Origin of the sequence: Pseudoalteromonas sp. T1lg76, assembly GCF_002964725.1 — a bacterium.
Taxonomy (GTDB): Bacteria; Pseudomonadota; Gammaproteobacteria; order Enterobacterales; family Alteromonadaceae; genus Pseudoalteromonas.
Genome location: NZ_PQCE01000015.1, coordinates 1 through 26,231 on the forward strand (window position 1 = coordinate 1; position 26,231 = coordinate 26,231).

General features: G+C 48.5%; 22 protein-coding genes, 1 tRNA gene and 1 other RNA gene. 9 read left to right on the top strand and 15 right to left on the bottom strand.

Annotation, left to right across the window (positions count from 1 at the left end):
* Window positions 1-59: transfer RNA gene (locus C2M35_RS06680), tRNA-Pro, on the bottom strand.
* Window positions 60-430: 371 nt separating this feature from the next.
* On the opposite strand from C2M35_RS06680, the gene folD reads away from it, so the two are divergent.
* Window positions 431-1,285, top strand: coding sequence for a bifunctional methylenetetrahydrofolate dehydrogenase/methenyltetrahydrofolate cyclohydrolase FolD (gene folD / locus C2M35_RS06685; RefSeq protein WP_105199126.1), 855 nt, complete (start codon window positions 431-433; stop codon window positions 1,283-1,285).
* A gap of 31 nt (window positions 1,286-1,316) precedes the next feature.
* Here the strand turns inward: folD and C2M35_RS06690 are convergent, their stop codons facing one another.
* Window positions 1,317-2,213, bottom strand: a complete 897-nt coding sequence (locus C2M35_RS06690) for a DMT family transporter (RefSeq protein WP_105199125.1) — start codon at window positions 2,211-2,213, stop codon at window positions 1,317-1,319.
* Window positions 2,214-2,345: 132 nt separating this feature from the next.
* The gene (gene cysS / locus C2M35_RS06695; RefSeq protein ID WP_105264910.1) at window positions 2,346-3,725 is read right to left on the bottom strand and encodes a cysteine--tRNA ligase; all 1,380 of its coding nucleotides are present in this window, start codon (window positions 3,723-3,725) and stop codon (window positions 2,346-2,348) included.
* A gap of 187 nt (window positions 3,726-3,912) precedes the next feature.
* Here cysS and C2M35_RS06700 point away from each other — a divergent pair, with 187 nt between their 5' ends.
* Both C2M35_RS06700 and C2M35_RS06705 read left to right on the top strand, forming a co-directional pair.
* Complete coding sequence (locus tag C2M35_RS06700; RefSeq protein ID WP_105199123.1) at window positions 3,913-4,404, top strand: peptidylprolyl isomerase; 492 nt, start codon at window positions 3,913-3,915, stop codon at window positions 4,402-4,404.
* Between the two features lie 48 nt (window positions 4,405-4,452).
* The gene (locus tag C2M35_RS06705; RefSeq protein ID WP_105264911.1) at window positions 4,453-5,190 is read left to right on the top strand and encodes a UDP-2,3-diacylglucosamine diphosphatase; all 738 of its coding nucleotides are present in this window, start codon (window positions 4,453-4,455) and stop codon (window positions 5,188-5,190) included.
* A gap of 93 nt (window positions 5,191-5,283) precedes the next feature.
* On the opposite strand, the gene miaE is transcribed toward C2M35_RS06705, so the two are convergent.
* Window positions 5,284-6,054: a tRNA isopentenyl-2-thiomethyl-A-37 hydroxylase MiaE gene (miaE, locus tag C2M35_RS06710; protein ID WP_105264912.1), complete on the bottom strand. Its 771-nt coding sequence runs from the start codon at window positions 6,052-6,054 to the stop codon at window positions 5,284-5,286.
* A gap of 153 nt (window positions 6,055-6,207) precedes the next feature.
* Here miaE and C2M35_RS06715 point away from each other — a divergent pair, with 153 nt between their 5' ends.
* The gene (locus C2M35_RS06715) at window positions 6,208-6,807 is read left to right on the top strand and encodes a Yip1 family protein (protein WP_105199120.1); all 600 of its coding nucleotides are present in this window, start codon (window positions 6,208-6,210) and stop codon (window positions 6,805-6,807) included.
* 74 nt (window positions 6,808-6,881) lie between these two features.
* Here C2M35_RS06715 and purF read toward each other — a convergent pair whose 3' ends face one another.
* The 10 genes from purF to fabB form a co-directional block, all read right to left on the bottom strand.
* On the bottom strand, window positions 6,882-8,396 hold the full coding sequence (purF, locus tag C2M35_RS06720; RefSeq protein ID WP_105199119.1) for an amidophosphoribosyltransferase: 1,515 nt from the start codon (window positions 8,394-8,396) through the stop codon (window positions 6,882-6,884).
* A gap of 17 nt (window positions 8,397-8,413) precedes the next feature.
* Complete coding sequence (locus tag C2M35_RS06725; protein ID WP_105199246.1) at window positions 8,414-8,908, bottom strand: CvpA family protein; 495 nt, start codon at window positions 8,906-8,908, stop codon at window positions 8,414-8,416.
* A 60-nt stretch (window positions 8,909-8,968) separates the two neighbouring features.
* Window positions 8,969-9,637: an SPOR domain-containing protein gene (locus C2M35_RS06730; protein WP_105264913.1), complete on the bottom strand. Its 669-nt coding sequence runs from the start codon at window positions 9,635-9,637 to the stop codon at window positions 8,969-8,971.
* 11 nt (window positions 9,638-9,648) lie between these two features.
* On the bottom strand, window positions 9,649-10,908 hold the full coding sequence (folC, locus tag C2M35_RS06735) for a bifunctional tetrahydrofolate synthase/dihydrofolate synthase (protein WP_105264914.1): 1,260 nt from the start codon (window positions 10,906-10,908) through the stop codon (window positions 9,649-9,651).
* A gap of 27 nt (window positions 10,909-10,935) precedes the next feature.
* Window positions 10,936-11,811: an acetyl-CoA carboxylase, carboxyltransferase subunit beta gene (accD, locus tag C2M35_RS06740; RefSeq protein WP_105199116.1), complete on the bottom strand. Its 876-nt coding sequence runs from the start codon at window positions 11,809-11,811 to the stop codon at window positions 10,936-10,938.
* Window positions 11,812-11,998: 187 nt separating this feature from the next.
* Window positions 11,999-12,787: a tRNA pseudouridine(38-40) synthase TruA gene (gene truA, locus C2M35_RS06745; RefSeq protein ID WP_105212970.1), complete on the bottom strand. Its 789-nt coding sequence runs from the start codon at window positions 12,785-12,787 to the stop codon at window positions 11,999-12,001.
* 101 nt (window positions 12,788-12,888) lie between these two features.
* The gene (locus C2M35_RS06750; protein WP_105264915.1) at window positions 12,889-15,129 is read right to left on the bottom strand and encodes a FimV/HubP family polar landmark protein; all 2,241 of its coding nucleotides are present in this window, start codon (window positions 15,127-15,129) and stop codon (window positions 12,889-12,891) included.
* Window positions 15,130-15,476: 347 nt separating this feature from the next.
* Window positions 15,477-16,493, bottom strand: coding sequence for an aspartate-semialdehyde dehydrogenase (locus tag C2M35_RS06755; RefSeq protein ID WP_105199113.1), 1,017 nt, complete (start codon window positions 16,491-16,493; stop codon window positions 15,477-15,479).
* Window positions 16,494-16,510: 17 nt separating this feature from the next.
* Window positions 16,511-17,626 carry a 4-phosphoerythronate dehydrogenase gene (locus C2M35_RS06760; RefSeq protein WP_105264916.1) on the bottom strand — a complete coding sequence of 372 codons (1,116 nt, stop codon included), beginning with the start codon at window positions 17,624-17,626 and terminating at the stop codon, window positions 16,511-16,513.
* 105 nt (window positions 17,627-17,731) lie between these two features.
* Window positions 17,732-18,946, bottom strand: a complete 1,215-nt coding sequence (fabB, locus tag C2M35_RS06765; protein ID WP_105212973.1) for a beta-ketoacyl-ACP synthase I — start codon at window positions 18,944-18,946, stop codon at window positions 17,732-17,734.
* Window positions 18,947-19,133: 187 nt separating this feature from the next.
* Here fabB and mnmC point away from each other — a divergent pair, with 187 nt between their 5' ends.
* The 5 genes from mnmC to C2M35_RS06790 all read left to right on the top strand — a co-directional run bounded on the left by mnmC (window position 19,134) and on the right by C2M35_RS06790 (window position 24,000).
* Entirely contained in the window at window positions 19,134-21,113 is a 1,980-nt protein-coding gene (gene mnmC, locus C2M35_RS06770) for a bifunctional tRNA (5-methylaminomethyl-2-thiouridine)(34)-methyltransferase MnmD/FAD-dependent 5-carboxymethylaminomethyl-2-thiouridine(34) oxidoreductase MnmC (RefSeq protein ID WP_105264917.1), read from the top strand.
* A 165-nt stretch (window positions 21,114-21,278) separates the two neighbouring features.
* Window positions 21,279-21,638 carry a hypothetical protein gene (locus tag C2M35_RS06775; protein WP_105264918.1) on the top strand — a complete coding sequence of 120 codons (360 nt, stop codon included), beginning with the start codon at window positions 21,279-21,281 and terminating at the stop codon, window positions 21,636-21,638.
* A 468-nt stretch (window positions 21,639-22,106) separates the two neighbouring features.
* Window positions 22,107-22,778 (top strand): ribonuclease T, encoded by a 672-nt coding sequence (rnt, locus tag C2M35_RS06780; protein WP_105264919.1) that lies wholly within the window; start codon window positions 22,107-22,109, stop codon window positions 22,776-22,778.
* A gap of 166 nt (window positions 22,779-22,944) precedes the next feature.
* Window positions 22,945-23,301: a transfer-messenger RNA gene (gene ssrA, locus C2M35_RS06785) on the top strand.
* A gap of 315 nt (window positions 23,302-23,616) precedes the next feature.
* A complete protein-coding gene (locus C2M35_RS06790) occupies window positions 23,617-24,000 on the top strand; it encodes a helix-turn-helix transcriptional regulator (protein WP_233998415.1) in 384 nt (127 codons plus the stop codon).
* Between the two features lie 161 nt (window positions 24,001-24,161).
* On the opposite strand, the gene C2M35_RS06795 is transcribed toward C2M35_RS06790, so the two are convergent.
* Window positions 24,162-25,322: a site-specific integrase gene (locus tag C2M35_RS06795; protein WP_105190010.1), complete on the bottom strand. Its 1,161-nt coding sequence runs from the start codon at window positions 25,320-25,322 to the stop codon at window positions 24,162-24,164.
* Between the last annotated feature and the right edge of the window lie 909 nt (window positions 25,323-26,231).

A 26,231-nucleotide genomic window follows, 5' to 3' on the forward strand; every position in this document is an offset into this window, starting at 1 on the left:
TGCAGGATTTGAACCTGCGACCCCTTGGACCCAAACCAAGTGCGCTACCAAGCTGCGCTAATCGCCGATACTTGCCGCTGCCTAAGGAATCAAACCTGACCCCTCGTTGACAACGGGGTGCATAATAGTGATTTGACCTGACGAGGTCAAACATTTTTTTCGCCCCAACAGTGCGTTTGCTTATTTTTAACCCGCTTTGTTTAAGTTTTGACGATTTTGTTCGATATTTTATCAATTTAGCCCACAAAACAGTGCTTTCCTTATGGTCACAGCTTGGCTATGCAGCGCTTTTCTGCGAAAATATTGGCCTAGTCCGGTGCGGTAACCCCTTTTTATACCGCATGGGACAAATAAAAGTATTTCGTTCTAATTATGTGTGACTATTTTAGCGCCCCCTAAAGAGCACACTCACCCCAATTGAAGGTTACTCATGACGGCAAACATCATTGATGGTAAGGCAATTGCAAAGCAAGTTCGCGCCCAAGTGGCAGCGCGTGTTGCCGAACGTAAAGAGCAAGGTCTGCGCGCACCAGGCCTGGCGGTTGTACTGGTAGGTCAAGATCCGGCAAGCCAGGTTTATGTAGGCTCTAAGCGTAAGGCATGTGAAGAAGTAGGCTTTGTTTCTAAGTCTTACGATCTGCCAGGCGATACCAGCGAACAACAACTTCTTGATTTAGTTGATCAGCTAAATACCGATCCTGAGGTTGATGGCATCCTAGTCCAATTGCCGCTTCCAGAGGGCCTGAACGCCGAGAAAGTACTAGAGCGTATTACTCCACATAAAGATGTAGATGGCTTCCACCCTTATAATATCGGTCGCCTTGCCCAGCGTATGCCGGCACTACGTCCTTGTACACCAAAAGGTATTATTACCCTGCTGGACTCAACCGGCGTTCGTTACAAGGGTATGCACGCAGTAGTTGTAGGCGCGTCAAACATTGTTGGTCGTCCTATGTCACTTGAGTTGCTACTGGCGGGCTGTACTACAACCGTATGTCATAAGTTCACCCAAGACTTAGAAGCCCATGTTCGCCGCGCCGATGTAGTAGTGGTGGCTGTAGGTAAGCCGGAGTTTATTCCTGGCGAGTGGATCAAAGAAGGTGCCTTGGTGATCGATGTGGGTATTAACCGCTTAGACGACGGCACCCTGGTCGGCGATGTAGCCTATGATGTTGCCAGCCAACGCGCCAGCTATATCACTCCGGTTCCAGGCGGTGTGGGCCCGATGACGGTTGCCAGCTTGATTGAAAACACCCTAGAAGCCTGTGAAAACTACCACAGCTAAGGTGATGCGCTAAATTCAAAAAAGGCCAGCTTTAAATGCTGGCCTTTTTGTTTTCCCATCGCGAGCGCAGTAATTGCACCCCTTGCGGCGTTACCGAAAATACTATCATCGCCATCATCAAGGCATATTGCCAACCTTGATACGTCTCGGCCAATAACAGCGCCGCGGTAATAATTCCGGCGATGGGATTGGCTATGGTGCCAAAGGTAAACTCCACCACAGACATGCGCCCCAACAGCCATACATATAAGCTGTACGCAACTGCGGTGTTGGGCAGCACCAGCCACAAGACTGCCAACCATTGTTGGCGCTCGATGGGATTTTGCAGCGCCTGATACGCCTCGGGCTCAAGATAAAATGCCTGGATAAGCGCAGCAATTGCAAGCAAGGTGCCGCCAAGGATCAGTTGCCAGGTCAGTACCGTCCACCAATGAATATGCATGGAGAACTTTTGCACCAGGGCACTGCCAACCACTATGCAGAGCAAGGAGGCAAATAACGCCAGCATGCCAATCAGGGTTAAACTCACTTCTTTTGGATCGAACAAGAGCCAGGCTAAAAAGACCAGAGCCAGTGCGCAAATGGATTGCACCAAGGCGGGTCTCTGCCCTTTCACCAGCCAAGCATAAAGCAGTGCCACCACAGGTACGGAAACCATGCCAACCCCGGCAATGGCCGCTGGCAAATTAACCGCCATCACAAAGATACAGGCAAAAAACAGGGCGATATTCACCGCAGCCAAAAGCAGCAAGGGGCGCCACTGCCCACCTCTGGGCAAAGAGGGTTTAAGAAGCCACAGCACAACCCCTGCCGGTAAGGCTCGCAAGGCACCAAGTAAAATGGGTGGCCAGTCGGGCATGGCGTACTTGGTGATCGCATAGGTGGTTCCCCATAAGAAGGCGGGGATCATGGCAAGAAAAATATTCATTCGGATTCCTGATTGATAATAACGGCAGCCAGGCTAAAACCTTAAGCTAGCTTGAGGTCAAGACAGAAACGACAAACAAAAACGCCGCGAACAAATGCGCGGCGTTTTTAACAAGGCGTTATACCTTTGCGTTTACGCTTTACGCCAGGTGGTTTTACCGGCACTGTCTTCAAGCACCACACCCAAGGCCGTAAGCGCATCACGGGCTTCATCTGCCGCAGCCCAGTCTTTGTTCTCACGGGCCAGACGACGCTGTTCAATCAGCGCTTCGATGTGTGCCGCCTCATCGTCGTCCTGCTCACCCTGAAGGAAAGCCGCTGGGTCTTGCTGAGCAATACCTAATACTTCCGCCAGCTTAACCAGCAGATAGGCATGTTGACCCGCCGCTGGAGCATCTTCACCCTTAAGGCGGTTCACTTCTTTTGCCAGCTCGAATAACACAGGCAGCGCTTCCGGCGTATTGAAGTCGTCATTCATGGCCGCTTCAAAACGCGCCGCATACTTGTTGCCTTTAAGCTCAATCTCAACCGGCTCAACATCACGTAAGGCGGTGTAGATGCGCTCTAAAGATGCGCGGGCTTGCTCCAGGTTTTCCTGCGAGTAGTTCAACTGGCTGCGATAATGGCCATTGATCAGGAAGTAGCGCACGGTTTCACGATCGTAGGCTTTTAATACCTCACGCACGGTAAAGAAGTTGCCTAATGACTTAGACATCTTTTCTTTATTTACCTGCACCATGCCGGTGTGGATCCAGGTTTTCACATAGCGGCCATTGTTAGCACAGCACGACTGGGCAATTTCGTTCTCATGGTGTGGGAACTGCAGATCCGAACCACCACCGTGAATATCAAAGTATTCGCCTAGGTGCTTAGAGCTCATGGCCGAACATTCGATATGCCAGCCCGGGCGACCTTCACCCCAAGGTGACGACCAGCTTGGCTCACCAGCCTTGGCTTTTTTCCATAGCACGAAGTCCAAAGGATCGTCTTTGCCTGCGGCAACTTCAACACGCGCACCGGCCTGGAGCATCTCTAAGTCTTGCTGTGATAGCTTGCCGTAATCATTAAAGCTGGAAACATCGAATAGCACGTCGCCACTTTGCGCTACATAGGCGTGATCTTTGGCAATAAGACGCTCGATCATGGCGATAATGTCATCCATATGACCGGTTACCGTAGGCTCGATATCCGGCGCCAGAATATTTAGGGCAGCAAAGTCTTCATGCATAGAAGCCGTCATACGCTTGGTTAAAGCATCGATAGGCTCTTTGTTTTCATTGGCGCGAGCAATGATCTTATCGTCGACATCGGTAATGTTGCGCACATAGGTGACATCATAGCCAAGGTAGCGAAGGTAACGGTTCATCACGTCGAACGACACATAAGTACGGGCGTGGCCAACGTGGCAATAATCGTAAATGGTGATCCCACACACATACATGTCCACTTTATTGGCATTCAAGGGCTCAAAGTGTTCTTTTTGACGTGAAAGTGTGTTGTATATCTGCAACATTACAAGGGGATCCTATCGGTTATATTAATGGCGCTATCTTACCACCGCACTGGGCAAGCCGCCACCGAACAAAAGACCAAAAGCAACAAATTAAAGGACTTAATGGCCCTATCCTCCCTTAGTCAATTGAGTGTTTCACTGCTGTGAGATAAAATAATCTTTTCACCTCAATACATAGAGAATCATCATGGTTGTATTAGAAACCAATATGGGCACCATCAAGCTGGCGCTATTTGAAGCAGAAGCACCTAAAACAGTTGCCAACTTTTTAAACTACGCCAAATCAGGCTTTTACGATGGCACTATTTTCCACCGTGTTATCGATGGTTTTATGATCCAAGGTGGTGGTTTTACACCTGGCATGGACCAAAAGTCTGTGCAAGACCCAATTGATAACGAAGCCAACAACGGCCTAAGCAACAAAGTGGGCACGGTAGCCATGGCGCGTACGCCGGATCCACATTCGGCCACCGCTCAGTTCTTTATTAATGTGAACAACAACGACTTCCTAAACTTCAGCAGCGAAACGTCGCAAGGCTGGGGTTACTGTGTATTTGCCGAAGTTGTTGAAGGCATGGACGTAGTAGAGAAGATCAAAGGCGTAGCCACAGGCTCTGCTGGCTTCCACCAGGATGTACCACTTGAAGATGTGGTGATCACTAAGGTTACTGTAGAGTAATACTTTAATAAGCGCGGCTCTGTCGCGCTTTTTGCTATTAAGGGCCCCATGAAACGTACGCTGTTTATTTCCGACCTGCATTTGAGCGCCGCTCAGCCAGATATCACCGCCGCCTTCTTTGAGTTTTTAGACACCCATATAGATGCAGATGTGGATGCGCTTTATATTCTCGGTGATTTTTTTGAGGTCTGGGTTGGTGATGATGCCAATGAAGCACTGAGCGATGATATTGCCACAAGATTAAAAGCGATAAGTGATAGTGGCGTGAAGGTCTACTTTATTCATGGCAACCGTGACTTTCTGATCGGCAAGAAATACGCAGCCCAGGCGGGCATGACTTTACTGCCCGAGCAAAGCGTAATCAACCTCTATGGCACACAAGTGGTGCTGCTTCATGGCGATGAAATGTGCACTCAGGATATCGAATATCAAAAGTTTCGCCGCAAGTCGCGCGGTTGGTGGTGGCCGAGATTAATGCTGGCCATGCCACTTTGGTATCGCCGCCGCGTTGCTCGCAATGCGCGCATTAAGAGTAAAATGAGCCAGAAAAACAAACGCGCCGAGATTTTAGATGTCGAGCCTGGTGCGGTGCTGGAAACCTTTGCTGCCCATAAGGTGGAACTGATGATCCACGGTCATACCCACCGCCCCGCCATTCATGATCATGGTGGTAAAACCCGGGTGGTACTGGGTGATTGGTATGAGCACAGCTCCTACATAGTGGCCGATGCTAGCGGCCTGACCCTGTGCCATGGCCATGAGCGCGAGCGCCTTTACTTTAAATAGCTCACCGGAAAAAAGATAAGCCCAGGCACAATTAGCGCGTGGGCTTTTTTGTTTTAGTTAGGCGTTTTAAGTTGGCCACTTTTTAGTTAACCGCTAAGCGGCAACGGGGGCGCCACTGTGAAACTTAAAATCCTTATCCGGCGAAGCAATTAACTCCGCTTCCACCTCACCAAAAACCGCGATGCGCTCGGAAATATCCTCACCGGCGAGAGCCGAAGCCAGGGTCAAATAATCCTGATAATGACGCGCTTCCGAGCGCAGCAGGGAGACATAAAACTCACCCAGACGCGCATCCACATGGGGCGCCAACATGGCAAAACGCTCACATGAGCGCGCTTCAATATAGGCACCACAGATCAGCTTGTCGATCAAAGCCTGGGGCTCATAGGTGCGTACATGGCGCAACAACCCCTTGGCATAACGGCTGGAGGTGATTTTATCGTAGTCGATACCGCATTCCTGCATGGTCTCCAGCACCTGATAAAAGTGGTGCAACTCTTCTTTTATCAACAGCACCATTTTATCTATGAGTTCCTGGCCATAAGGTACGCTGGATTTAGGGATCATGGATTTGTTGAGCTTATTGTGATCGGCAAGAGCACGCCAATCGCCGACCTGGCGATAGGTAAAGTCTTCATAAGGCTTAAGCCACTGCAACAAGGCCTCACCACTTTGCTCGTCCACCGCATAACGGCGAATAAGATACATGGCGCTCTGCGCGGCTTTGAGTTCACAGATCAGGTGATCGGTCAGAATAATGCGCAGGTTTTCCGGCTTTTTCGCTTCCTCAACCCAGGATTGCGGTGTTTCACAGCGCAAAAAAGAATGAATAGGTGCTAATAATTCTTGGTACTTGGCCAGCATAACTTCAATCAATATCTTGGTAATTGGCGCTATTTTACCATATTCATCGCGCGGGGGGACTTTCTTGACAAACCTCTAGCTCTGGACGATACATAAATGAGTGCTGGTGAAAAATAATACAGCCAAAAACCAGTTTATTTAAGGGGTAACTATATGATTCTAAATCATCTTTGGGGCTTGTACGCCCATCCGGTTGAAGAGTGGCAAACCATCGACAACCGCCACGAAAGTCTACTTTACAGCTTATCGCATATTCTACTTATCGCCCTGATCCCCAGTATCATGGGTTATTATTCGGCGGTTCATTTAGGTTGGAGCGTCGGCACCGGCGATCCCGTCTATCTGACTCACGACAGCGCACTGCTTATTGGTGGCGCCATGTATGTGGCCTTGATTGTCGGCGTATTTGCGCTGGCCTATTTGGCTCATTGGATGGCAAAAACCTTCGGCGCCGAGCCGACCTTTACGCAAACACTTGAGCTTGCGGCCTATACCTCAACGCCGGTATTTATGGCGGCCTTTGCGGCCTTCTATCCGACCTTGTGGTTTATTGTCTGCGTTGGTTTGGTGGCGCTAAGCTATTCGGTCTATCTACTCTACACCGGCGTGCCAATTTTGATGCATATTCCTCACGAACGCGGTTTTATCTATGCCAGCTCTGTGGTGACCTGTGGCCTGGTGCTCTTGGTGATTATCCTCGCGGCGACCGCTATTTTATGGACCAACGGCATAGTCTCACCTGTCTTTAGCTAGCCGCCTACAGCCGCTAGCAATAATTTTAAGCAATAAAAAAGGAGCCAAAGGCTCCTTTTTTATTGTCTATTCGCTTAATCGTCTTGGTTATGAATTTCCAAGTTTGCCGACATCGCCTTTTCACGACCAGACTTAGCCGAGTCATTACGTAGCTCGTCGATACGATTTAGGTAATCCTGGTCGATATCACCGGTCACATAGTAACCATCGAAAACCGAGGTTTCAAAACGGGTAATTTCCGGGTTTTCCTGGGATACTGCGGCAACCAGATCTTCCAGAGATTGATAGATAAGACCATCTGCACCAATGCTGGCGTTGATGTCTTCTACTTCACGACCATGAGCGATCAGTTCGGCAGCCGATGGCATATCGATACCATAGACGTTCGGGAAGCGTACTTCAGGTGCCGCTGAGGCAAAGTATACATTCTTAGCGCCGGCTTCACGGGCCATTTCAACGATCTGGGCTGAAGTGGTGCCGCGCACGATTGAATCATCAACCAACAATACGTTTTTGCCTTTAAATTCACGGGCAATGGCATTGAGCTTACGACGTACCGACTTTTTACGCAGTTCCTGACCCGGCATGATGAAGGTACGGCCGATATAACGGTTCTTCACAAAGCCCTGACGGTAAGGCAGTTCAAGTACTGAAGCGATTTCCAAAGCGATATCACATGAAGTCTCTGGAATTGGGATCACCACGTCAATATCCTTATCAGACCATTCGCGTTTGATCTTCTCGCCCAGCTTGGTACCCATGTTTACGCGTGTGGCGTATACCGACATATTATCGATAGTTGAGTCAGGACGGGCAAAGTAAACGAATTCAAAAAGACATGGGTTGTAAACCGACTTATCAGCGCACAGTTGTGAGTACAACTGACCGTCTTCGGTTACATAAATGGCTTCACCCGGAGCTACGTCACGGATAACTTCAAAACCATCTGTGTCCAGTGCCACGCTCTCTGATGAGAACATGTACTCTGTGCCCTTTTCAGTTTCGCGCTTACCAAAGATAAGCGGACGAATACCGTGCGGGTCACGAAACGCAACCATGCCGTGGCCGATGATCATGGCGATAGTGGCATAACCACCGATAACCTTAGAGTTCACCTCTGAAATAGCGGCAAAGATATCTTCTGCGGCTAATTTCAGCTTGTCGCACTTGCTCAGCTCATGGGCAAGCACATTTAGCAGGATTTCAGAGTCCGAGGTGGTATTTACATGACGACGCGCCTCGTTGAACAGCTGCTCTTTTAGCTGCTCGGCGTTAGTCAGGTTACCGTTATGGGCCATGGCAATACCGAATGGCGAGTTCACGTAGAAAGGCTGCGCTTCCGCCGAGCTTGAGGTACCCGCGGTTGGGTAACGCACATGACCCAGGCCGATATTGCCCTGCAGGCGCTTCATGTGTCTTGTATGGAACACATCTTTTACTAAGCCATTGGCCTTACGCAGACTGAAGGTATTATCTTCAATCGTAATAATACCCGCCGCATCCTGACCGCGGTGTTGCAAAACAGTTAAGCCATCATACAAAGCCTGATTAACAGGCGATGTTCCGACTATACCAACGATACCACACATTAAAATTTCCTCGCCGATTAACGGTTAGCTGAATTTAAAAAGCTTGAGTTGTTCTCGAGGTAGTCAAAAAACCACTCGATCACAAAGCCAAATTCAGGGATAAGTCGAGATGCGCTCCACCAGTTTGTATTTGGGGCTCCGGTAAAGGCATCGAGAAAGAATAGAATAGCGCTGACGACCAACACGCCACGCAAGGCACCAAACACGATTCCAAACACGCGATCGGTACCCGACAAACCGGTGCGCTGCACCAACTCGCCTAAGATGTAATTTAACAATCCACCCAACAACAGCGTAGAGAAAAACAGTATGGCTATCGCTGCGGCATTTCTTAAAAGGGGTTCTGAAATATTGGTTAGGTAGGAAGCTAAATAGGGGTAAAAGATACTGGATACAAAAAACGCAGCGGCCCAAACGGCCAGCGACATAGACTCTTTAATGAAGCCTCGCACTAAGCCAATAATGGTAGACAGTGCAATAATGCCGGCAATGGCGTAATCAACCCAGATCATAATAACCACTAGTCGTTAGTTTGGGGCGCATTCTAGCGGAGCGGGACGTTAAATACCAGATCATTTTGTTACTTGGAACTGGGTAATACGACCTTGTAAATTGGTCAGCTTTTGTAACTTGGGCAGTTGTTGCTCAAGCTTTTCCTTGCTTAATTCCGGCCCTACTAACACCTTGGTCAGGGTGCCGTTGGCGGTTTTAACCTCGCGGGTAAAGACCTTGAAACCATTGCTCTTAAGCTTGGCCATCAGCGCATCGACACTGCCTTTGCGGGAAAAGGCACCCAGTTGCACTACATAGGCCATTTGCGTTAGGCCACTTTGTTTGGGGCGTTCCAGAGGCTCATCCTTGGTCAGTGTGGAAACCGCCACTGTGGTGTTTTCTGCGCTGGGTTGCTGCGCCTTTGGCTGCAGCGCCGGTGTGCCGGCTGTTTTATCGACGGAATCACTGGATAAACCATCAACTAAATCCTCAGCTGAGCCAGAAGCGAGCTTTTCATCGTCGGAGGCTAATTCTTCGATTTTTTCATCTTGAGGTAAAGGAGCCATATCGGCCTTGTCAGACAAGGCCTGCTGTAAGTCGATAGACTTGAACTCAGGGCGCTCGGGTATGGCTTTAAAACCTTCCTTGTACCGCACCTTATCGCCATCCAAAATATTAGGAATAAAAACAATAGCGGCAACAACTACAATAGTGGTTCCGATCAAACGGTTAACAAACCCTGAGTTCACTCTTACAGCCCCTAACTCTCAAAAAATGTGATTGCTTCTGCTACAGTGTAAAACGATCCGAAAATAATCAAAAGGCTTTGCTCGCAAAGTTGCGGTAAAACCGCCTCAATGGCATCGCCAACACAATTATGGGCGCCGGCTACACTGACCTGCTTGCCTATCGTTTTGGCCAACTGCTCAGCCTGTGTGCCCCTTGGGTTATCCAAGGTAGCCACATGCCAATAATCGACCGCATCCTTCATCGCTTCAATAACATCGGCGTGTTCTTTGTCGGCCAACATACCAACGATAGCATAAATACTAACCCCTTGTTGCTTAAAGGATTGTAAACGCTTGGCGAGAAAACGTGCAGACTCGCGATTATGAGCCACATCCGTGACTACCAAGGGCTGCTCGCTCAGGGTCTGAAAACGCCCGGTGACCTTAAGGGCCTTAAGGCAATCAGCGATCACCGTAATATCCGGTAATAGGTTGAGTTTATAAAGTACGCTCAGCGCCGTGGCGGCATTTTGCGCCGGAATAGCAGGTTGGGCAAAGCACAGATCATAATCGTCCATTTGCCAGCTAAAGGTGACTTCATCTTCACTAAAATGAAAATCGCGACGGGATAGGCATAGATCGGCGCCAATTTCCTTGCCGTAATCGACTACGGTATGGGGTATATCCAAATCGCCCACAATAGCAGGCACACCGGTGCGGAAAATACCGGCCTTATCATAGCCCACCAATTCGCGGGTATCGCCTAAGTATTCTTTATGGTCAAGATCCACCGTGGTGATTACGCAGGCTACGGGAGTGACTATATTGGTGGCATCATAACGCCCGCCTAGGCCTACTTCCATCAGCACATAATCCACATCCATACGCTTAAAGATGTGTAGCGCCCCTAAGGTGCCGAACTCAAAATAAGTGAGTGCGGTGTCCCCTCGCCCTTGTTCAAGCGCGTTAAAGGCATCCACATGAATTTGATCGTCAAGCTCGGCGCCATTGATGCGCACCCGCTCGTTGTAACGAATAAGGTGCGGCGAGGCATAGGTACCGACGCTATAGCCCTGGGCTAATAACAGCGCTTCTAAACATTGCGCCGTGGTGCCCTTGCCGTTGGTGCCAGCGATAAGAATGATTTTGCTGCGGGTATCGAGCAGGCCGATTTGCTCTGCCACGCGCTGAACGCGCTCAAGGCCCATTTCAATGTTGGCAGGATGGATCTGCTCTAAATAACAAAGCCAATCATCTAGGCTAGACGATTGGCTCGGTTTCGAATCTGACATAGGTAAGTTTCTAGATTGCCGAGAAATTTACGCTACTCTATGCTCTTGTTCGGTAGAAGGCAAGTTCATTAGCTTGGCCAGCAGACGCGCTAAGGTGTCACGCATTTCGCGGCGGTCAACGATCATGTCGATGGCACCGTGCTCAAGTAAGAACTCACTGCGTTGGAAACCATCCGGCAGGGTTTCACGCACAGTTTGCTCGATTACGCGCGGACCGGCGAAACCGATAAGTGCCTTTGGCTCAGCCACGTTAACGTCACCTAGCATGGCCAATGACGCCGATACACCACCCATGGTTGGGTCTGTCAGTACCGAGATAAACGGCAGGCCTTTTTCACTCATTTTCGCCAGTGCTGCACTGGTTTTCGCCATCTGCATCAGTGACATAAGCGCTTCTTGCATACGAGCACCGCCCGACGCAGAGAAGCACACCAGTGGCATGTTGTGCTCTAAACACACATTCACGGCTTCAACGAAACGCGCGCCCACTACCGAGCCCATTGAACCACCCATGTAGGCAAATTCAAACGATACTGCGGCAACAGGAATACCCTTTAGCTGGCCCTTCATGGCAACCAGAGCATCTTTCTCACCGCTGCTCTTTTGTGCAGCGTTGATACGATCTGAATACTTTTTCGAGTCTTTAAATTTCAAGACGTCTTTAGGCTCATGCTGAGCGCCCAACTCGGTGCGACCGGCGTCGTCTAAGAATAGCTCCAGACGCTTACGTGCAGTGATACGCATATGGTGATCACACTTAGGACACACGTTCATTGCCTTTTCTAGCTCAGCCTTATAAAGGATGGCATCACACGAAGTACATTTAGCCCAAACGCCCTCAGGGATCTCTTTTTTGCCCGAAGACTTGGTTGTTTTTGGTAAGATCTTTTCTAACCAGCTCATTTGCAACTCTCTTAATGCTTGTTAGTAGCGAGGCGGATGTACCACCCCAAAATTAGCCGATAAATTAGCACAATTAAAACATGAATTTAGTTGCTTAGATATAAAAAACTGGTCGGCGTAGTCTATTACGGCGACCAGTCAAACTTTTGTATGAACTAAATACATCAAAAAGTGACGCTATTTTTCCCTAATTATTGGGCAGAAACAGCGGCCCCAAAGGGGTAGAAGGTATTTGCCACTTCTCGGGATAATCAACATCCACCAAGTATAAACCATTAGGCTTGGCGGTGGCGCTGGCCTGGGTGCGGTCTTTAAGCTGCAACAAATGTTGCATCCAATCCGGCTCCTGTGCGCCTACGCCTATGTCCATTAAACAGCCGGTGATATTACGTACCATATGGTGCAAAAAGGCATTGGCCTTGATATCTATGACTATATAGTCCCCCACCCGTTCCACATTAAGGTGATGAATATTGCGAAACGGCGTATTGGACTGGCAGTGCACCGCCCTAAAGGAGGTAAAGTCTTGCTCACCCAGCATATAGTGACAAGCCGCATGCATACGCTCGGCATCAAGGGGCTGGTGATAATGGGTCACACCGGAGCGTAAAATTCCCGGGCGATAAGGATGATTGTAAATCACATAACGATAACGACGGGCGGTGGCACTAAAGCGGGCATGAAATTCATCGTCAGCCTGCATGGCATAGCGCACGGCAATGTCGTCTGGCAGCTGCGAATTCATGCCCAGGGTAAAGGCGCCCATATCGCGTTTGGCGTGGGTATCAAAGTGTATAACCTGGCCCGTGGCATGGACACCGGCATCGGTGCGCCCGGCACAGGTGATCTCAACCGGATGATCGCAAATTCGCGATAAGGCCGTTTCAATTTCTTGCTGAATACTGCTGACATGGGACTGGCGCTGCCAACCACTGTAGCGAGCACCGTTATACTCAATTCCTAACGCGACGCGCATTGACACTCTTTTCGATTGCAAAATTTTCGGCATTTTATCTGCTCTGGCCCTAAATAGCTAATCCGGCTGCTTATTAGGGGTTAGCAATCACGCCAAGGCGCTTATCTTTGAAGCCGCTCTTTCAGTGCCAGTGCTTCTTGCTGCAGGGTTTGCGGGCCATTATCAAGCACCTCTTGCAGCGCCTCCAGTGCCGAGTCAAGATCATCGATTTCCAGATAGGCACGGGCCAAATCCAGTTTAGCGCTATAACCGCCGTCCTCGGTATCGACATCTGTTTTAGGAGTATCTTCGAGCAAATCATCAAACTCGCCCAGGCCCACATCCATATTGGCGTCTTTATAAGGCTCCTCAGCGAGTTCGACGTCATCGCTTTGCGCCAGCAGATCATCGATTTCCACATACTGACCTGCGCTGCCCGCTTCTATTTCTTGTGGTGCGGCCGCCTGCTCGGTTTCGTCTTCACTTTGACCATCACTTGCAGCTTCATCAGAGGCTTGGCTAAACGCATCAACAAGGCCATCATTGATGGGTTCAAGATCGGCGAGATCATCATCCGCATCTTGCATCAATGCCTGCAAGTCTACATCACCAGGAATATCGTCCCGTTCCGGCAGCTGCTCCCTTGACTGAGTCGGTGACTCTGCCAATTCGTTAAGCATGGCATCGAAATCCGTGTCACTGATATCCTCAAGAAACGCTTCATCCATTTGCTCATCATCAAGGGCCGAGTCTTCGTCGTAGTCCGCCGCCAACAGAGCATCGATATCAAACTCATCGGCAACTTCTTCCACTAAGATCTCGGCGGAAGGCTCAGGAGAAGGCTCCGCTAAATCCTCAGGTAAAAACTCATCGTCTGCCTTTGCCGCATGCTCGGGTAAATCTTCCGGTAAAAGTTCTGCTGAAAGTTTAGCTGAAAGCTCGGCGGATGAAGCGCCTGAATGTTCATCATCTTCACCCTGTACACCAGCTAGCGGCTGATCAATTTCGAATTCATCGGCAACCTCTTCTGGCAAGAGCTCAGCTGAAGGCTCAGGAGCAAGATCTGTCAAAGGCTGGGATAAATCCTCAGGTAAAAACTCGTCTTCTGCGCTTGCCGCATGCTCGGGTAAATCTTCCGGTAAAAGTTCAGCTGAAAGCTCGGCCGACAGCTCGGCTGAAAGCTCCTTGTCTTCGCCCTGAACCTCATCCTTATCTAGCTCTTCGTTCGCCGGCACCTTAGTGACAAATAAGTCATTAATTTCTGCATCGCTCAGCGCGTCCAGATTGTCACTTAGTGACACCGGTTTATCGGTCTCGACATAGGTATCGGCATCAATGCTCGGTAAATCAGAGCGCTGCGGGAATACTGCTTCTTCTTGGCTGATTTCTGCCTTGGCGTTCTTTTCCTCGACGTTCTCTTCCTTGGAAATAGCGGCAAAATCCACTTCATTCGGCTCGTTTAAGGGCTGAGCCGCAGCAACTGCTTGAGTCTCGGCGGTCAATGACTCTGCTGCCACCGAGCTAGGCGTTTCTTCCTTACTTCGCTTTTTCAAAAACATCACCACCAGCGCCACAATGGCTAAAACCGGCAGCGTCATCATCAGCAGCCAAGTCAACCAGCCGGGCAACGCATTAAACCAGTTGGCGTTTTGCTCCTGTTGAATTTGCTGTTGTCGCGCCATGGCCTTACGCTCGGCCATAAACTGCTGCAGCTGTTGTTGCAGCTCGGCATCTTTTTCATCAAGCAGGGCCTGAACCTGGATAAGCTGATCGGTAATTTTCTGCAATTGCGTACGTAGACGCTCATTGTCGGCGAGGATCGACTCGGCATTGCTTACCGAAGCGCTAAGCTGCTGTTGTAACTCGACTAAGCGCTCATTTTGCTCTTGCTTGAGTCGCTCAATCTCTAATTCCAATTCACGCTTTGCTTGTGCCGCCTGCTGTTGACGCACCCTGCCTGTTTTAACACTTGCGGTTGCACCCGCAGTTCTGATCTTGGCCCACAACTTATCGTCTTGCTCCGACTTGGCCTTGGCCAAAAGCGGATCTATGGTGCGAATTTCCCGCATCGACGGTATCTGTAAGTAAGCGCCGTCACGCATATGGTTAAGATTGTTATCCAGGAAGGAGTTTGGATTCTTTTCATACAGCGCCACCATCACCTGATACATGGTCACCGAATTGTCCGGGCGCACCCTGGCGGCAATACGCCACAGGGTATCGCTCGGTTTAATCGGCCCGATAGCACGAATTTGCTCGCTATTATCAGCCCCTTCCGGGTCACGGTTCTCGGTGCTTTGCGCACTGGCACCAGCATGGCTTAAGGCCAGGAGTAAAAAAAACAGGGTAACTAGAGAGCGCATGCTTTTCCTTTACTAACGTTAAGTGCTTTATTTGCAGGGCTGTGGGCAAACGAGCATTTTTTGACGATTCGTTGTTATTTTTGTGCTTTATTGCAATTTATGGCAAGTAACAGCAAGTATTATTCCACTTGCAAACTATAAACCAGATATTGGCGAATATCCACGACCAGTGAGGCAATTTAAATCTAGAACGAAGCGCTTGATATGTATAAAAAAAGCGGCCATTAGCCGCTCTCTTGTAGGTCGGTGCTGTGCGCCGACATGGTGATATTAATTGAGGATTTTGTCGGCATAGAATGCCGACCTACAACCATAGCGGCAAAGGTCGACAACCTGTGCCGATGATATCAAAGATAATGAGCGATCAGCTCTTCAGCAATCTGTACGCTGTTGGTAGCCGCACCTTTACGGGTGTTATCACTCACCACCCACATATTTAAGCCATGCGGATGAGAAATATCCTGACGCACACGGCCGACATAAACACTGTCGTTGCCGCTGGCATCGGATACCGGCGTTGGGTAATCATGCTCGTCTTCGATAAGCTCAACACCTGGAGCATCCTGTAATAACTGCTTAACGTGCTCAACGTCCACCGGCATACGGGTTTCTAAATGAATGGCCTCGGCATGACCGAAGAATACCGGCACACGCACCGCCGTTGGGTTCACCATTACGGTTTCATCACCCAGGATCTTCTGGGTTTCCCACACCATTTTCATTTCTTCGCGGGTATAGCCGTTGTCTTCAAAGGCATCGATTTGTGGAATAACGTTAAACGCCATTTGCTTGGTGAAAACCTTATTGTCCAGTGGGCGACCATTCATCAGGTTAGCGGTTTGCTTTGCCAGCTCGTCAACCGCTTCTTTACCTGCACCCGACACCGCCTGGTAAGTAGAGACATTAATGCGTTCAATGCCGTAAGCATCGTAAATTGGCTTTAGCGCCACCAGCATCTGGATGGTTGAACAATTTGGGTTGGCAATAATATTGCGGTTACGGAAATCCGCCAGACTGGCCGCATTCACTTCTGGCACAACCAGAGGCACATCATAGTCGTAACGGAATTGTGAGGTATTGTCGATAACCACACACCCAGCCTCTGCAGCGATGGGCGCGTATTTTTCAGACACACTGCCACCGGCCGAGAACAAGCCGATATGCGCATTGGCAAAGTCGAACTGCTCAACATCAAGTACTTCTATGGTTTCGCCGTTGAATTCAATCTCTTCACCCGCAGAGCGGCTGCTGGCCAATGGGAACAGTTGATCAACCGGAAATTTTCTTTCCGCCAAGGTCTCTATGATTTGACGACCCACTAAACCAGTGGCGCCCAATACCGCGACATTATATTTTTGCGACATATCTCTTCCTCAAGGCGTTAAATACTAAACCCAAACGCTGCCAAGGCGCTCAGGTAAGGGTTACTACCGCTGAGCGTCAAGGTGCTGAGCTCGCGGCGAACCGGATAGGTTTTGCGCAACAGATCAAAGCCATGGCTATGCAGTTGTGCACGTAAAATGGCGTCATCACGACGCACATCGTAAATTAGGTGTAACAGGGCGCCAAGCTCCTCCTTACTCCAGCTCTCGCTTAGAGTAAGCTGAGTCAGGCTTGGTGTCGGCAAATGCTGCGCTAAATCACTGTTGGGTGTCAGACCCAGGTGCTGACACAAGGCTTGATATAGCATCGAGGTACCACGGCCCTTGCCCTCCAGCGTGTGTCCGGCAATATGCACCGTCGCCAGCTCTACATAGGGCAACAGCTCTTCGAGAATATCCGGCTCGTTTTCCCACACATCCAACACCAAGCATAAGTCATCCTCGGCTTGCTGACGCGCTAACAGGGCCTGATTGTCTATCACATCACCACGGCTGGCATTGATCAGAATTTTACCTTCACTCAATGCATCGATGCGCTGCTTATCGAGTAAATGATAGGTGCAATGCTCACCGTCTTTAACCAGGGGCACATGAAAGGTGATGATATCGGCCTCGGCTAGGGCTGTTTCCAGGCTGTGCCAGTCTCCGACATCGCCGCGCTTCTGTCTCGGCGGGTCGACCAAAAGAGTTTTCACGCCGATAGCGGCGAGTTTATCCGCCAGACACTGGCCGATATTGCCCACACCAACAATGGCGATGGTTTTGTCGAACACAGAAAAATGCTGCTCTTGCGCCAGCGCAAACACCGCACTGAGCACATATTCGGCTACGGCCACCGCATTACAACCCGGAGCACTGGCAAAAGGCACCTGACGCTCGGCTAAGTAAGCTTGATCTATATGATCGACGCCTATGGTGGCGGTGCCGACAAACTTTAAGCTGGTATTTTGCGCCAACAACTCGGCATTAACCTGGGTCACCGAGCGCGTTAGTAATACGTCCGCATCCTTGACCATTTCTGGAGTCAAGGCCCTGCCATCGAATCGCTCAATCTCGCCCAGAGGGGCAAAAAAGGCATCCACAAGGGGCATATTTTGATCTGCTAATATTTTCATTTTTCTTCCCAGAGGGACTAGCGGAGCGCTATTTTAATCATGCTGCTGCCACAAAGCAAAAAAGCCACGCAATTGCGTGGCTTTTTCTGCAAACTCAGGTCGGTATTAAGCTTTGTACTTGCTCATTACCAGGGTCGCGTTGGTGCCACCAAAACCGAAGCTGTTAGACATCACGGTGTTAAGCTCAACATCGCGACGCTCGGTAACAATGTCCAGGCCTTGTGCCTGCTCATCCAGCTCGTCGATATTGATAGACGGTGCTACGAAGTTGTTCTCAAGCATTAGCAATGAGTAAATTGCTTCGTGTACACCGGCAGCGCCTAGAGCGTGACCCGTCATCGCCTTGGTTGCACTGATAGCTGGTGAGTTACCACCGAACACTTCTTGAATCGCACCCAGCTCTTTTACATCACCTACAGGCGTTGAAGTGCCGTGCGTGTTCAGGTAATCAACTGGCGTGTCCAGGTCTTGCATGGCTTGGCGCATACAACGTACCGCACCTTCACCCGAAGGAGCTACCATGTCGTAACCATCAGAAGTGGCACCGTAACCCGTGATTTCAGCGTAGATGTGCGCGCCACGAGCAAGGGCATGCTCTAGCTCTTCAACAACTACGATACCGCCACCACCAGAGATAACGAAACCGTCACGGTTAGCGTCATAGGTGCGTGATGCTTTTTCAGGTGTCTCGTTGTACTTGGTAGACAAGGCACCCATGGCATCGAATTCCATTGCTAGGGTCCAGTGTAGCTCTTCACCACCACCGGCGAAGATCACGTCTTGTTTACCCAGCTGGATTTGCTCAACCGCGTGACCGATACAGTGTGCAGATGTGGCACAAGCCGAGCTGATTGAGTAGTTAACGCCTTTAATTTTAAAAGGAGTGGCCAAACACGCAGAAGTGGTGCTCGCCATGGTACGAGGTACCATGTAAGGTCCTACACGCTTAACGCCTTTTTCGCGCAAGGTGTCCGCCGCTTCAACCTGGTACTTAGATGAACCGCCACCTGAGCCAACGATAAGGCCGGTGCGCTCGTTAGATACTTGCTCATCCGTTAGTTTGGCATCGGCAATCGCCTGAGCCATAGAAATATAAGCATAGGCTGCCGCATCACCCATAAAACGGAATGCTTTGCGATCAACGTGCTCTTTCACATCTAAGTCGATGCTGCCAGAAACCTGGCTACGAAGGTTGTATTCAGCAAACTCTGGGTTAAAAGCGATACCGCTTTTGCCCGTTTTTAAAGACTCTAATACTTCTTCTTTATTATTACCGATGCTTGAAACTACACCGATACCCGTAATTACGGCTCTTCTCATGAGAATTTACCCTAGCTTATTCCTAAATTGCGTGTAGTGTACGCGCAAATGTCCTACAAAGTGGTCATTCCAGCGTACATCTGTACTCTGAACTTTTCAAGCATGTCGCGATGATCTTTTGGTGACAATATACGTGCCGCCCTAAAGACGTTAAAATAGCGGCCAAACTGTTAAGCCTTGAGTCTTCATGATCACCCACGCGACTATCCATTTTAATGACACCGGCACTCCGGTAGCCGATGCCTTTGACGATGTTTATTTTTCCAACGAAGACGGCTTGGCCGAATCTGACTTTGTATTTTATCAGCATAATCAGATAGATGAGAGACTAAAATCACATCCTCGCAAACATTTTGTGATTGCCGAAACCGGCTTTGGCACCGGCCTTAACTTTCTTAATGCCTGGCAGCGCTTTACCCAGTGTGCCGATAAAAAGGCCGAACGCTTGCATTTTATCTCATTTGAGAAATTTCCCATTCGCAAAGTCGATCTGTCCAAGGCCCTGAATAACTGGCCGCAACTGAGTCAATATGCCGAGCAATTATTGGCCCAGTACCCTGACGCCCTGCCCGGTTGCCACCGTCTGCACTTTGGCAAAGTTACCCTGGATTTATGGATAGGCGATGTAAAGGACTCATTGGCTCAGCTTAATTATGGCAGTGCCGGACTGGTCGATGCTTGGTTTTTAGACGGCTTTGCACCGAGTAAAAACCCGGATATGTGGCAACAAAGCCTGTTCGATGCCATGGCTCATTTAGGCCGCGAGCAGGCCACCTTTGCCACTTTTACCGCCGCCGGTTTTGTCCGCCGCGGCTTGAAAGATGCCGGCTTTGAGGTTAAAAAAGTTAAGGGTTATGGCCGCAAACGGGAGATGATAGTAGGTCAACTAACAGCGCCGACAGCACAGGCCAACTGCCCAGCTCCCTATCAGCGCCAGGCACGCGCCTTAAATAAGGTCGCCATTATCGGCGGCGGCATTGCCAGCAGCCTGTTGCTGCATCGTCTTAGCGCCCGCAATATCGCCGCCACCTTGTTTTGCGCCGACGGCGATCTGGCCCAGGGTGCCTCCCACAATAATCAGGGCGCCCTCTACCCGCACCTTCAGGCGGATGTGTCGCCTTCAAGCGAATTCTTTGCCCACAGCTTTGCCTACGCCAGACGCTTGTATGATCAATTACTGAGTGAGGGTTTCACCTTCGATCACCAATGGTGCGGCGTCTTGTTACAAGGGGTAAAGGATGAGATGCGCAAACGCCACGCTAACTTGGTGGCCAAGGATAACTGGCCTAACTGGCTTATTCACAAGGTGGATGCAGATCAAGCCAGTGAATTAGCGGCAATAGATATCCCTTATAGTGGCCTGTTTATTCCCAAAGGTGGCTGGCTGAGCCCGCCACAATTGGTGCAGGCCTTAGCAGATGCCGCCTGTAAAGAGGTGGCGCACGAGCTCAATTTTAACACTCCTATCCGCTCTTTGAGTCAACAAGACGGGCAATGGTATCTAGAGGGTGAGCAGCAAACCTATGGTCCGTTCGACGATATCTTTATTTGTATGGGTGAGCACAGTGACAGCCTGCTGCCGGGTCAAGGCTTGGCGCTGCAAAGCGTGCGCGGGCAAGTATCACATCTGGAAAACAGCTCGGCTTCAAGCAAACTTAATACCGTGCTTTGCCACAAGGGTTACTTCACCCCAAGTAGCCAGGGCGCGCATTGCATGGGCGCCACCTTTACCAAGGACACCAAAGAGCGGGATATTCGCGCCGAGGATAATGACACCAACTGGCAGCAATTTGCCGACTTTTATGGTGAATGTGATTGGACCGAGGAGTTAGGCACAGTCACAGGCGCTAAGGCGGCCATTCGCGCCACCTTGAGCGATCACCTGCCGCTCTTTGGTCAATATGCACAAGATCATGAATATATGAAGGCCTTCCCACAACTGGGTGTGGGCGTATGGCAGCAAGCTGAGCCCTTGCAGCACGAGTTTAGCGGTTTACACTTATTTACCGGCCTCGGAGCCCGCGGTTTATGCACTGCTCCCATATGTGCCGAGGCGCTGGTTGCCAGCCTGTGTGATGAACCACTTCCTCTTAGTTTACGTGTTGATCAGGCCCTGCATCCGGCCCGATTTATTATCCGAGGCCTAAAACGCGGACAAATAACATGATTTTTCGTTAAACATGGGTTAACTTTATATATGATAAGTAATAAACCTGAACTGGGATAGTAACTGCTTGAGCTGTAACTTATTTATTCCCTTAACACGGATAAGACGAATAAAGCCCTAACCCTACAATCCAGGTTAATAATTTTATATAAATGGAGTGAAACCATGAACAACGCGCTTCGTCGAGCGGCAACCTTAACATTTGCAGGCCTGCTGATGGCCGCCAGCCACCAGGCTAACGCCGACTTATCTATTTTGCCGTTGCCAGAAGATTTTCAAACCCACATGACGGTGGAAAAAAAGTACCCTATGGTCTTAGACGGTTTCACTCGCCTTAGTGACAGCCAGGTGCAGTCGTTCTATAGCGACAAACTGGGTGAGCCGCTGAAGATCACCAGCGATATCGACCGCTTTACCCTGTTTTATAATGTTGCCGGCCACCCGCTGCGCATTGCCGTATACCAGCGCGGCGAATGGACAGAGATCAGCGTCATGGTCAACGCCAAGACCGCCGGCGACATGTGATACCAATTCACTTAAATAGCTAATCATTCTAGCGGGCTAAATATCATGCTAACGGCGTTGGAATTTTTCTATGGAGAATAACATAAGAAAAATTCCGCCTTGTTATCACATCATTTATCCAGCGCTATCTCTGCTCACATACTTAACAGAATTGGTATAAGCATAAAAAAGCCAGCGGCCCGCTGGCTTTTTACTTTCCCCGAATTCACTAATGCCTTGCTAAGGCTTAGCCATCTGGATCACCACGCGACGGTTTTTGCCCCGAGTCAACCAGGGTATTATTGGACGCAACATCTAATTGGCTCTTTGACCTCAAATTACATTCTGGCTCTATAGGAAATTTAGCAATTTATAAACCTCTCCCTAGAGGCCGCTAGGGTGAGCAACAATAATTTTTCCTTAGCCCTGTTGGCCGGGTCGAGTTTTTGCGATAATAGCCGACCTTTATCGGCTTTGGGCAGTAAATAGATGGCAGACGCACAACAACCTCTTTTTTCACAACGCTTTCGCGGCTTCTTTCCAGTAGTTATCGACGTTGAAACCGCAGGCTTTAATAAAGAAACCGATGCGTTATTGGAAATTGCTGTCACTACCTTAAAAATGGACGACCAGGGCGTGCTGAGCCTGGATCAAACCGAGCATTTTCATATTACTCCGTTTGAGGGCGCCAATATTGAGCAGGCAGCCATCGAATTTAACGGTATCGACCCGTTTTGCGCACTACGCGGCGCGGTTGACGAGCTTGAGGCGATAAAAAGCATTTGTAAGTTTGTGCGCAAGGCGCAAAAGGACGCCGGTTGTCAGCGCTCTGTTGTGGTCGCCCATAACTCCGCGTTTGATCACGGCTTTTTGAATGCCGCCATCGAGCGTTGCAAAATTAAACGCACCCCATTTCACCCTTTTGTCAGCTTTGATACCACCTCACTGGCGGGCTTAGCGCTGGGACAAACCGTGCTGGCCAAAGCCTGTCGTGCCGCCGGCATCGAATTCGATAACTCCCAGGCGCACAGTGCCTTGTATGACACCGAGCGCACCGCCGAGCTCTTTTGCTATATAGTCAACAAATGGCAAGCCCTTGGCGGCTGGCCTTTGCCGATAGATGAGCAGGAGCAAACCCCTGAACAAACAGCGTCAGAGTAATCATGATTAGCGCCCAACCAGAGCGATCATGACTGTTTTGCCATACAACTACCCAGTTTACTGTGTATTAACTAGACGAACAGCCCTGATTTATAACAAATTCTCATATCGTGCTTGTGGTGCAGGCGCCGACTCAGTTATACTTCAAGGACTGAAACATATTTCAGGGGCTGATTAGGATTCGACGGGATTCAAGAAGCCTAAGGTGCATGTCGAGGTGCGGTTGGCCTCGTAAAAAAGCCGCATTTAAAGTAATCGCAAACGACGATAACTACGCTCTAGCGGCATAATAGCCCGCTAGCACTTCTCCGGTGTATGTCTGTGGACCCGGTTCTGAAGTGTCACCCTACACGGACTCGCTACGGAAACCCTGGCCGGGGTTGAAGGGCTAAAACTAAGCGGCCTCGCCTTTGTTTATCGTGTTCGTCCGAGACTCAAAGGTTAACCAATAGACGATACTAAACATGTAGGACCGAAGGTCGACGCTTTCCGGACGGGGGTTCAAATCCCCCCAGCTCCACCACTCAAACACCCACCAAGCCCCCACTACACGGGGCTTGGAAGGGTTTTTACCTAATAAACACCCACTTAGCACCCACTACAAAGTACACCCCTGCTACACACACCGCCACTGCTGAGTTTCAGCCAAATCATTCATTAAATTAAAAACATCGAATTCCACTCAAATTACACGCATAGTACACACAAAATTTTCGACTTTTTGGCGGTGAAACGGCGTAAATAAGGAAGCTAACGAAAGTAGAGTTGATAGCAGATTGACCAAGTAAGGGGATTTTTCTACTTTAGATCTTATGTAATCGCTTTTGAGTTTATCTAAATGAAGCCAGCCAATCACACCCCATCAGAAGTTCAAATGTATTTGGAGCTAATCGAGCTCCGTTGTACCAACACAATTTCTGAGCTCAACTTATTTCTCACACAAATCACAAACCTGAAAGCAGCTTTAAAATTACAACAAAGTCAGTTTGAAACCGCACCTCCGACTCCTTCTTCAATATCTCTGTTAGAGGCTGAAAAAAGTCAAGTGAGCGAGCTTGTAAGGCTACAAGATATCTCTCGGATGACTGGGTTATCCCGCTCCACTATATACACTATGATTAAGGAAGGTCGATTCCCCGAGGGTTTTAAACTCTCTGCTCGTGCAGTCGCGTGGAAAAGAGCAGATATTGATAATTGGATAAAGTTTAAGTCAAAACCATAATCCGCGGCTCGTATCGGCCGATTCCAGAGCATTCAGCTTAGCTAAGGAGTGTTAACTCAGACTGCATCCCTAATTAGGTTGAAACTTCTTAACATCAAGAAAAACACCGCTCTACAGCGGTGTTTTGATATAAACTTTACGAGAAGGCCTAACTAAGGCTGTTATCTTAAAGTCTCCACCTTCTTCTCATAAGCTTCAATATATTGGGCATAATGTTTAAAGACAGTCTCAGGGGATTTATGGCCCAGCAATTTAGATACTTTCCACACATTCTCACCCTCAGAAATTAGTCGGCTAGCAAAAGTATGACGCAATTGATAAGGGTAACGATATTTAACACCTGCATCACCAATTACTTTCGACCAGCGATGCTTTCTAAAAGAGTCTTGGTTGAAATGATTTCCTTTCTTATTTAAAAACACGTACTCACTATCTTGACTATTCATCTCTTCTTCAAGATAAGACATAACTGTATCTGACACAGGAATTGTCCTTTTTCCACTTTTTGATTTAGGGTCTTTCGTAACTCCCTCAACTATAGCTTCGTAAATAGAAATTGTTTTTGAGACAAAGCACACATCTTCTTTTTTTAAAGCGACCCATTCGCTGCTACGCAAACCTGTGTCATTGCACAGCGCAATAATTGCACGATCTGTACCGCTAGCAGCGCCCAAGATTTTTTCGATTTCAGCTGGAGAAAAAGGATTCACATCTTCATGTTTCCCCCTCGAACTGACTTTGTTATTAACTCTGACATGCTCAGATAGCTTAAGCTTTTTCAGTGGGTTGGAATTAATAAGTTCATCAATAACAGCCAAGTCTAAAGCTTTGCTAAGGACTGAGATACGATTCCGGCTTGTCTTACTAGACCAATTCTGCGCTTTCAAAAAATTTATAATTATCATCAATGTCAATTCACCCACGGGCACAGTCCAGAGCGCTTTCAATGCTGAGTGCGCTTTTTCATAGCCAGTGATAGTCGACTTAGCAAGTTCTCTCTGTTGACTGTTTTTTATAACCTTATTTAAGTAATCCGCAATTACGGCCCCACGTTTAGCATGGCCAAAAGTTGTCAGTCGGTTAGAGTTCGGAAAATGATCTGCATAGTAAAACGTCCCCTGCTGAATTTCGGTCTTAATTTTACCAAGCAAATAAATAGCGCTATTTACACCTTGCTGTGTCAACGGATAGTTAACTTTTTCACGGCAAGTATGACCTTTGTATTTGAAGCAAATTTGGATACTCGTAGGCACACCATAACGATTCTTGCGCACGGTCACGCCGCGTTGAAGCTTTAAACTCTTATCTACCTTTATTGTCATTTTCTTTCCACTTTGTTCTAGTTCAAGCTTTCAACACTGTCTAGGTCTATCCATCTCTCGCGTACATTTTCTACTTTGCGAATGTGTTTTCCGTAAATCCAAACCCCTGATGCTATCAATCGTTCGATCTCAGTCTTATCAACGCCAAACTCTTTGCAATACATCTGAAGTGGTAAAACTCTTAACATATGAGCCTCTTAATGAGTTGCTAATGAGTAATAAATTTGAACAGAAAATTTAAAAAAAAAAGAATTAGGATTATGCAAAACAAAAAACGCTTTACTTTATTGTTGTGAGCTAACAATAAACCTCGCCTGACAAAAGCTTGTATTTATTGCTGGTAATTTACTGGAAAATATGGCAAATTCAATTTCATTGACTGCGATAGCTCAGCAACAATGTAATTGCTATAAACTCTCCTACATAACTTAAATACCCCAATTTCTTTCGCTCTAAATAACATAAAAAAAGCACCACGTATGGTGCTTAGCTCACTGATTTTTTCGGTACTTGCTTTTTATTAATGTGAGTACAACCCTTCAGTGCATTGTGTTTTGTCGAACCCAAGCCTCAACTGCGGCTAGGTCTATCCATCGCTCGCGAACTCCTTTAATTTTTAAAACCTGTTCACCATAAGCCCATATTCCGCGCTCAATGCGACGCTCAACTGCTTTTCTCTTTTCTCCGGAAAGTTCACAATACTTGCTAAGCGGTACTAATTTTCTCATTTTTAAACTCTCGTTGACCTAAAACATTTTCGTTATTTGAACAAAAGCTTTTTAAATCAAAAAAAAAATGATTAAGCAAACACCGCTACTACATTACAAAGAAGCACCTCCTAACTAACAAAAATTCCGCTTCCAAAGGAGTAAAAAAACAACATTTTGCTGATAGGCATTAGTGTGAAAA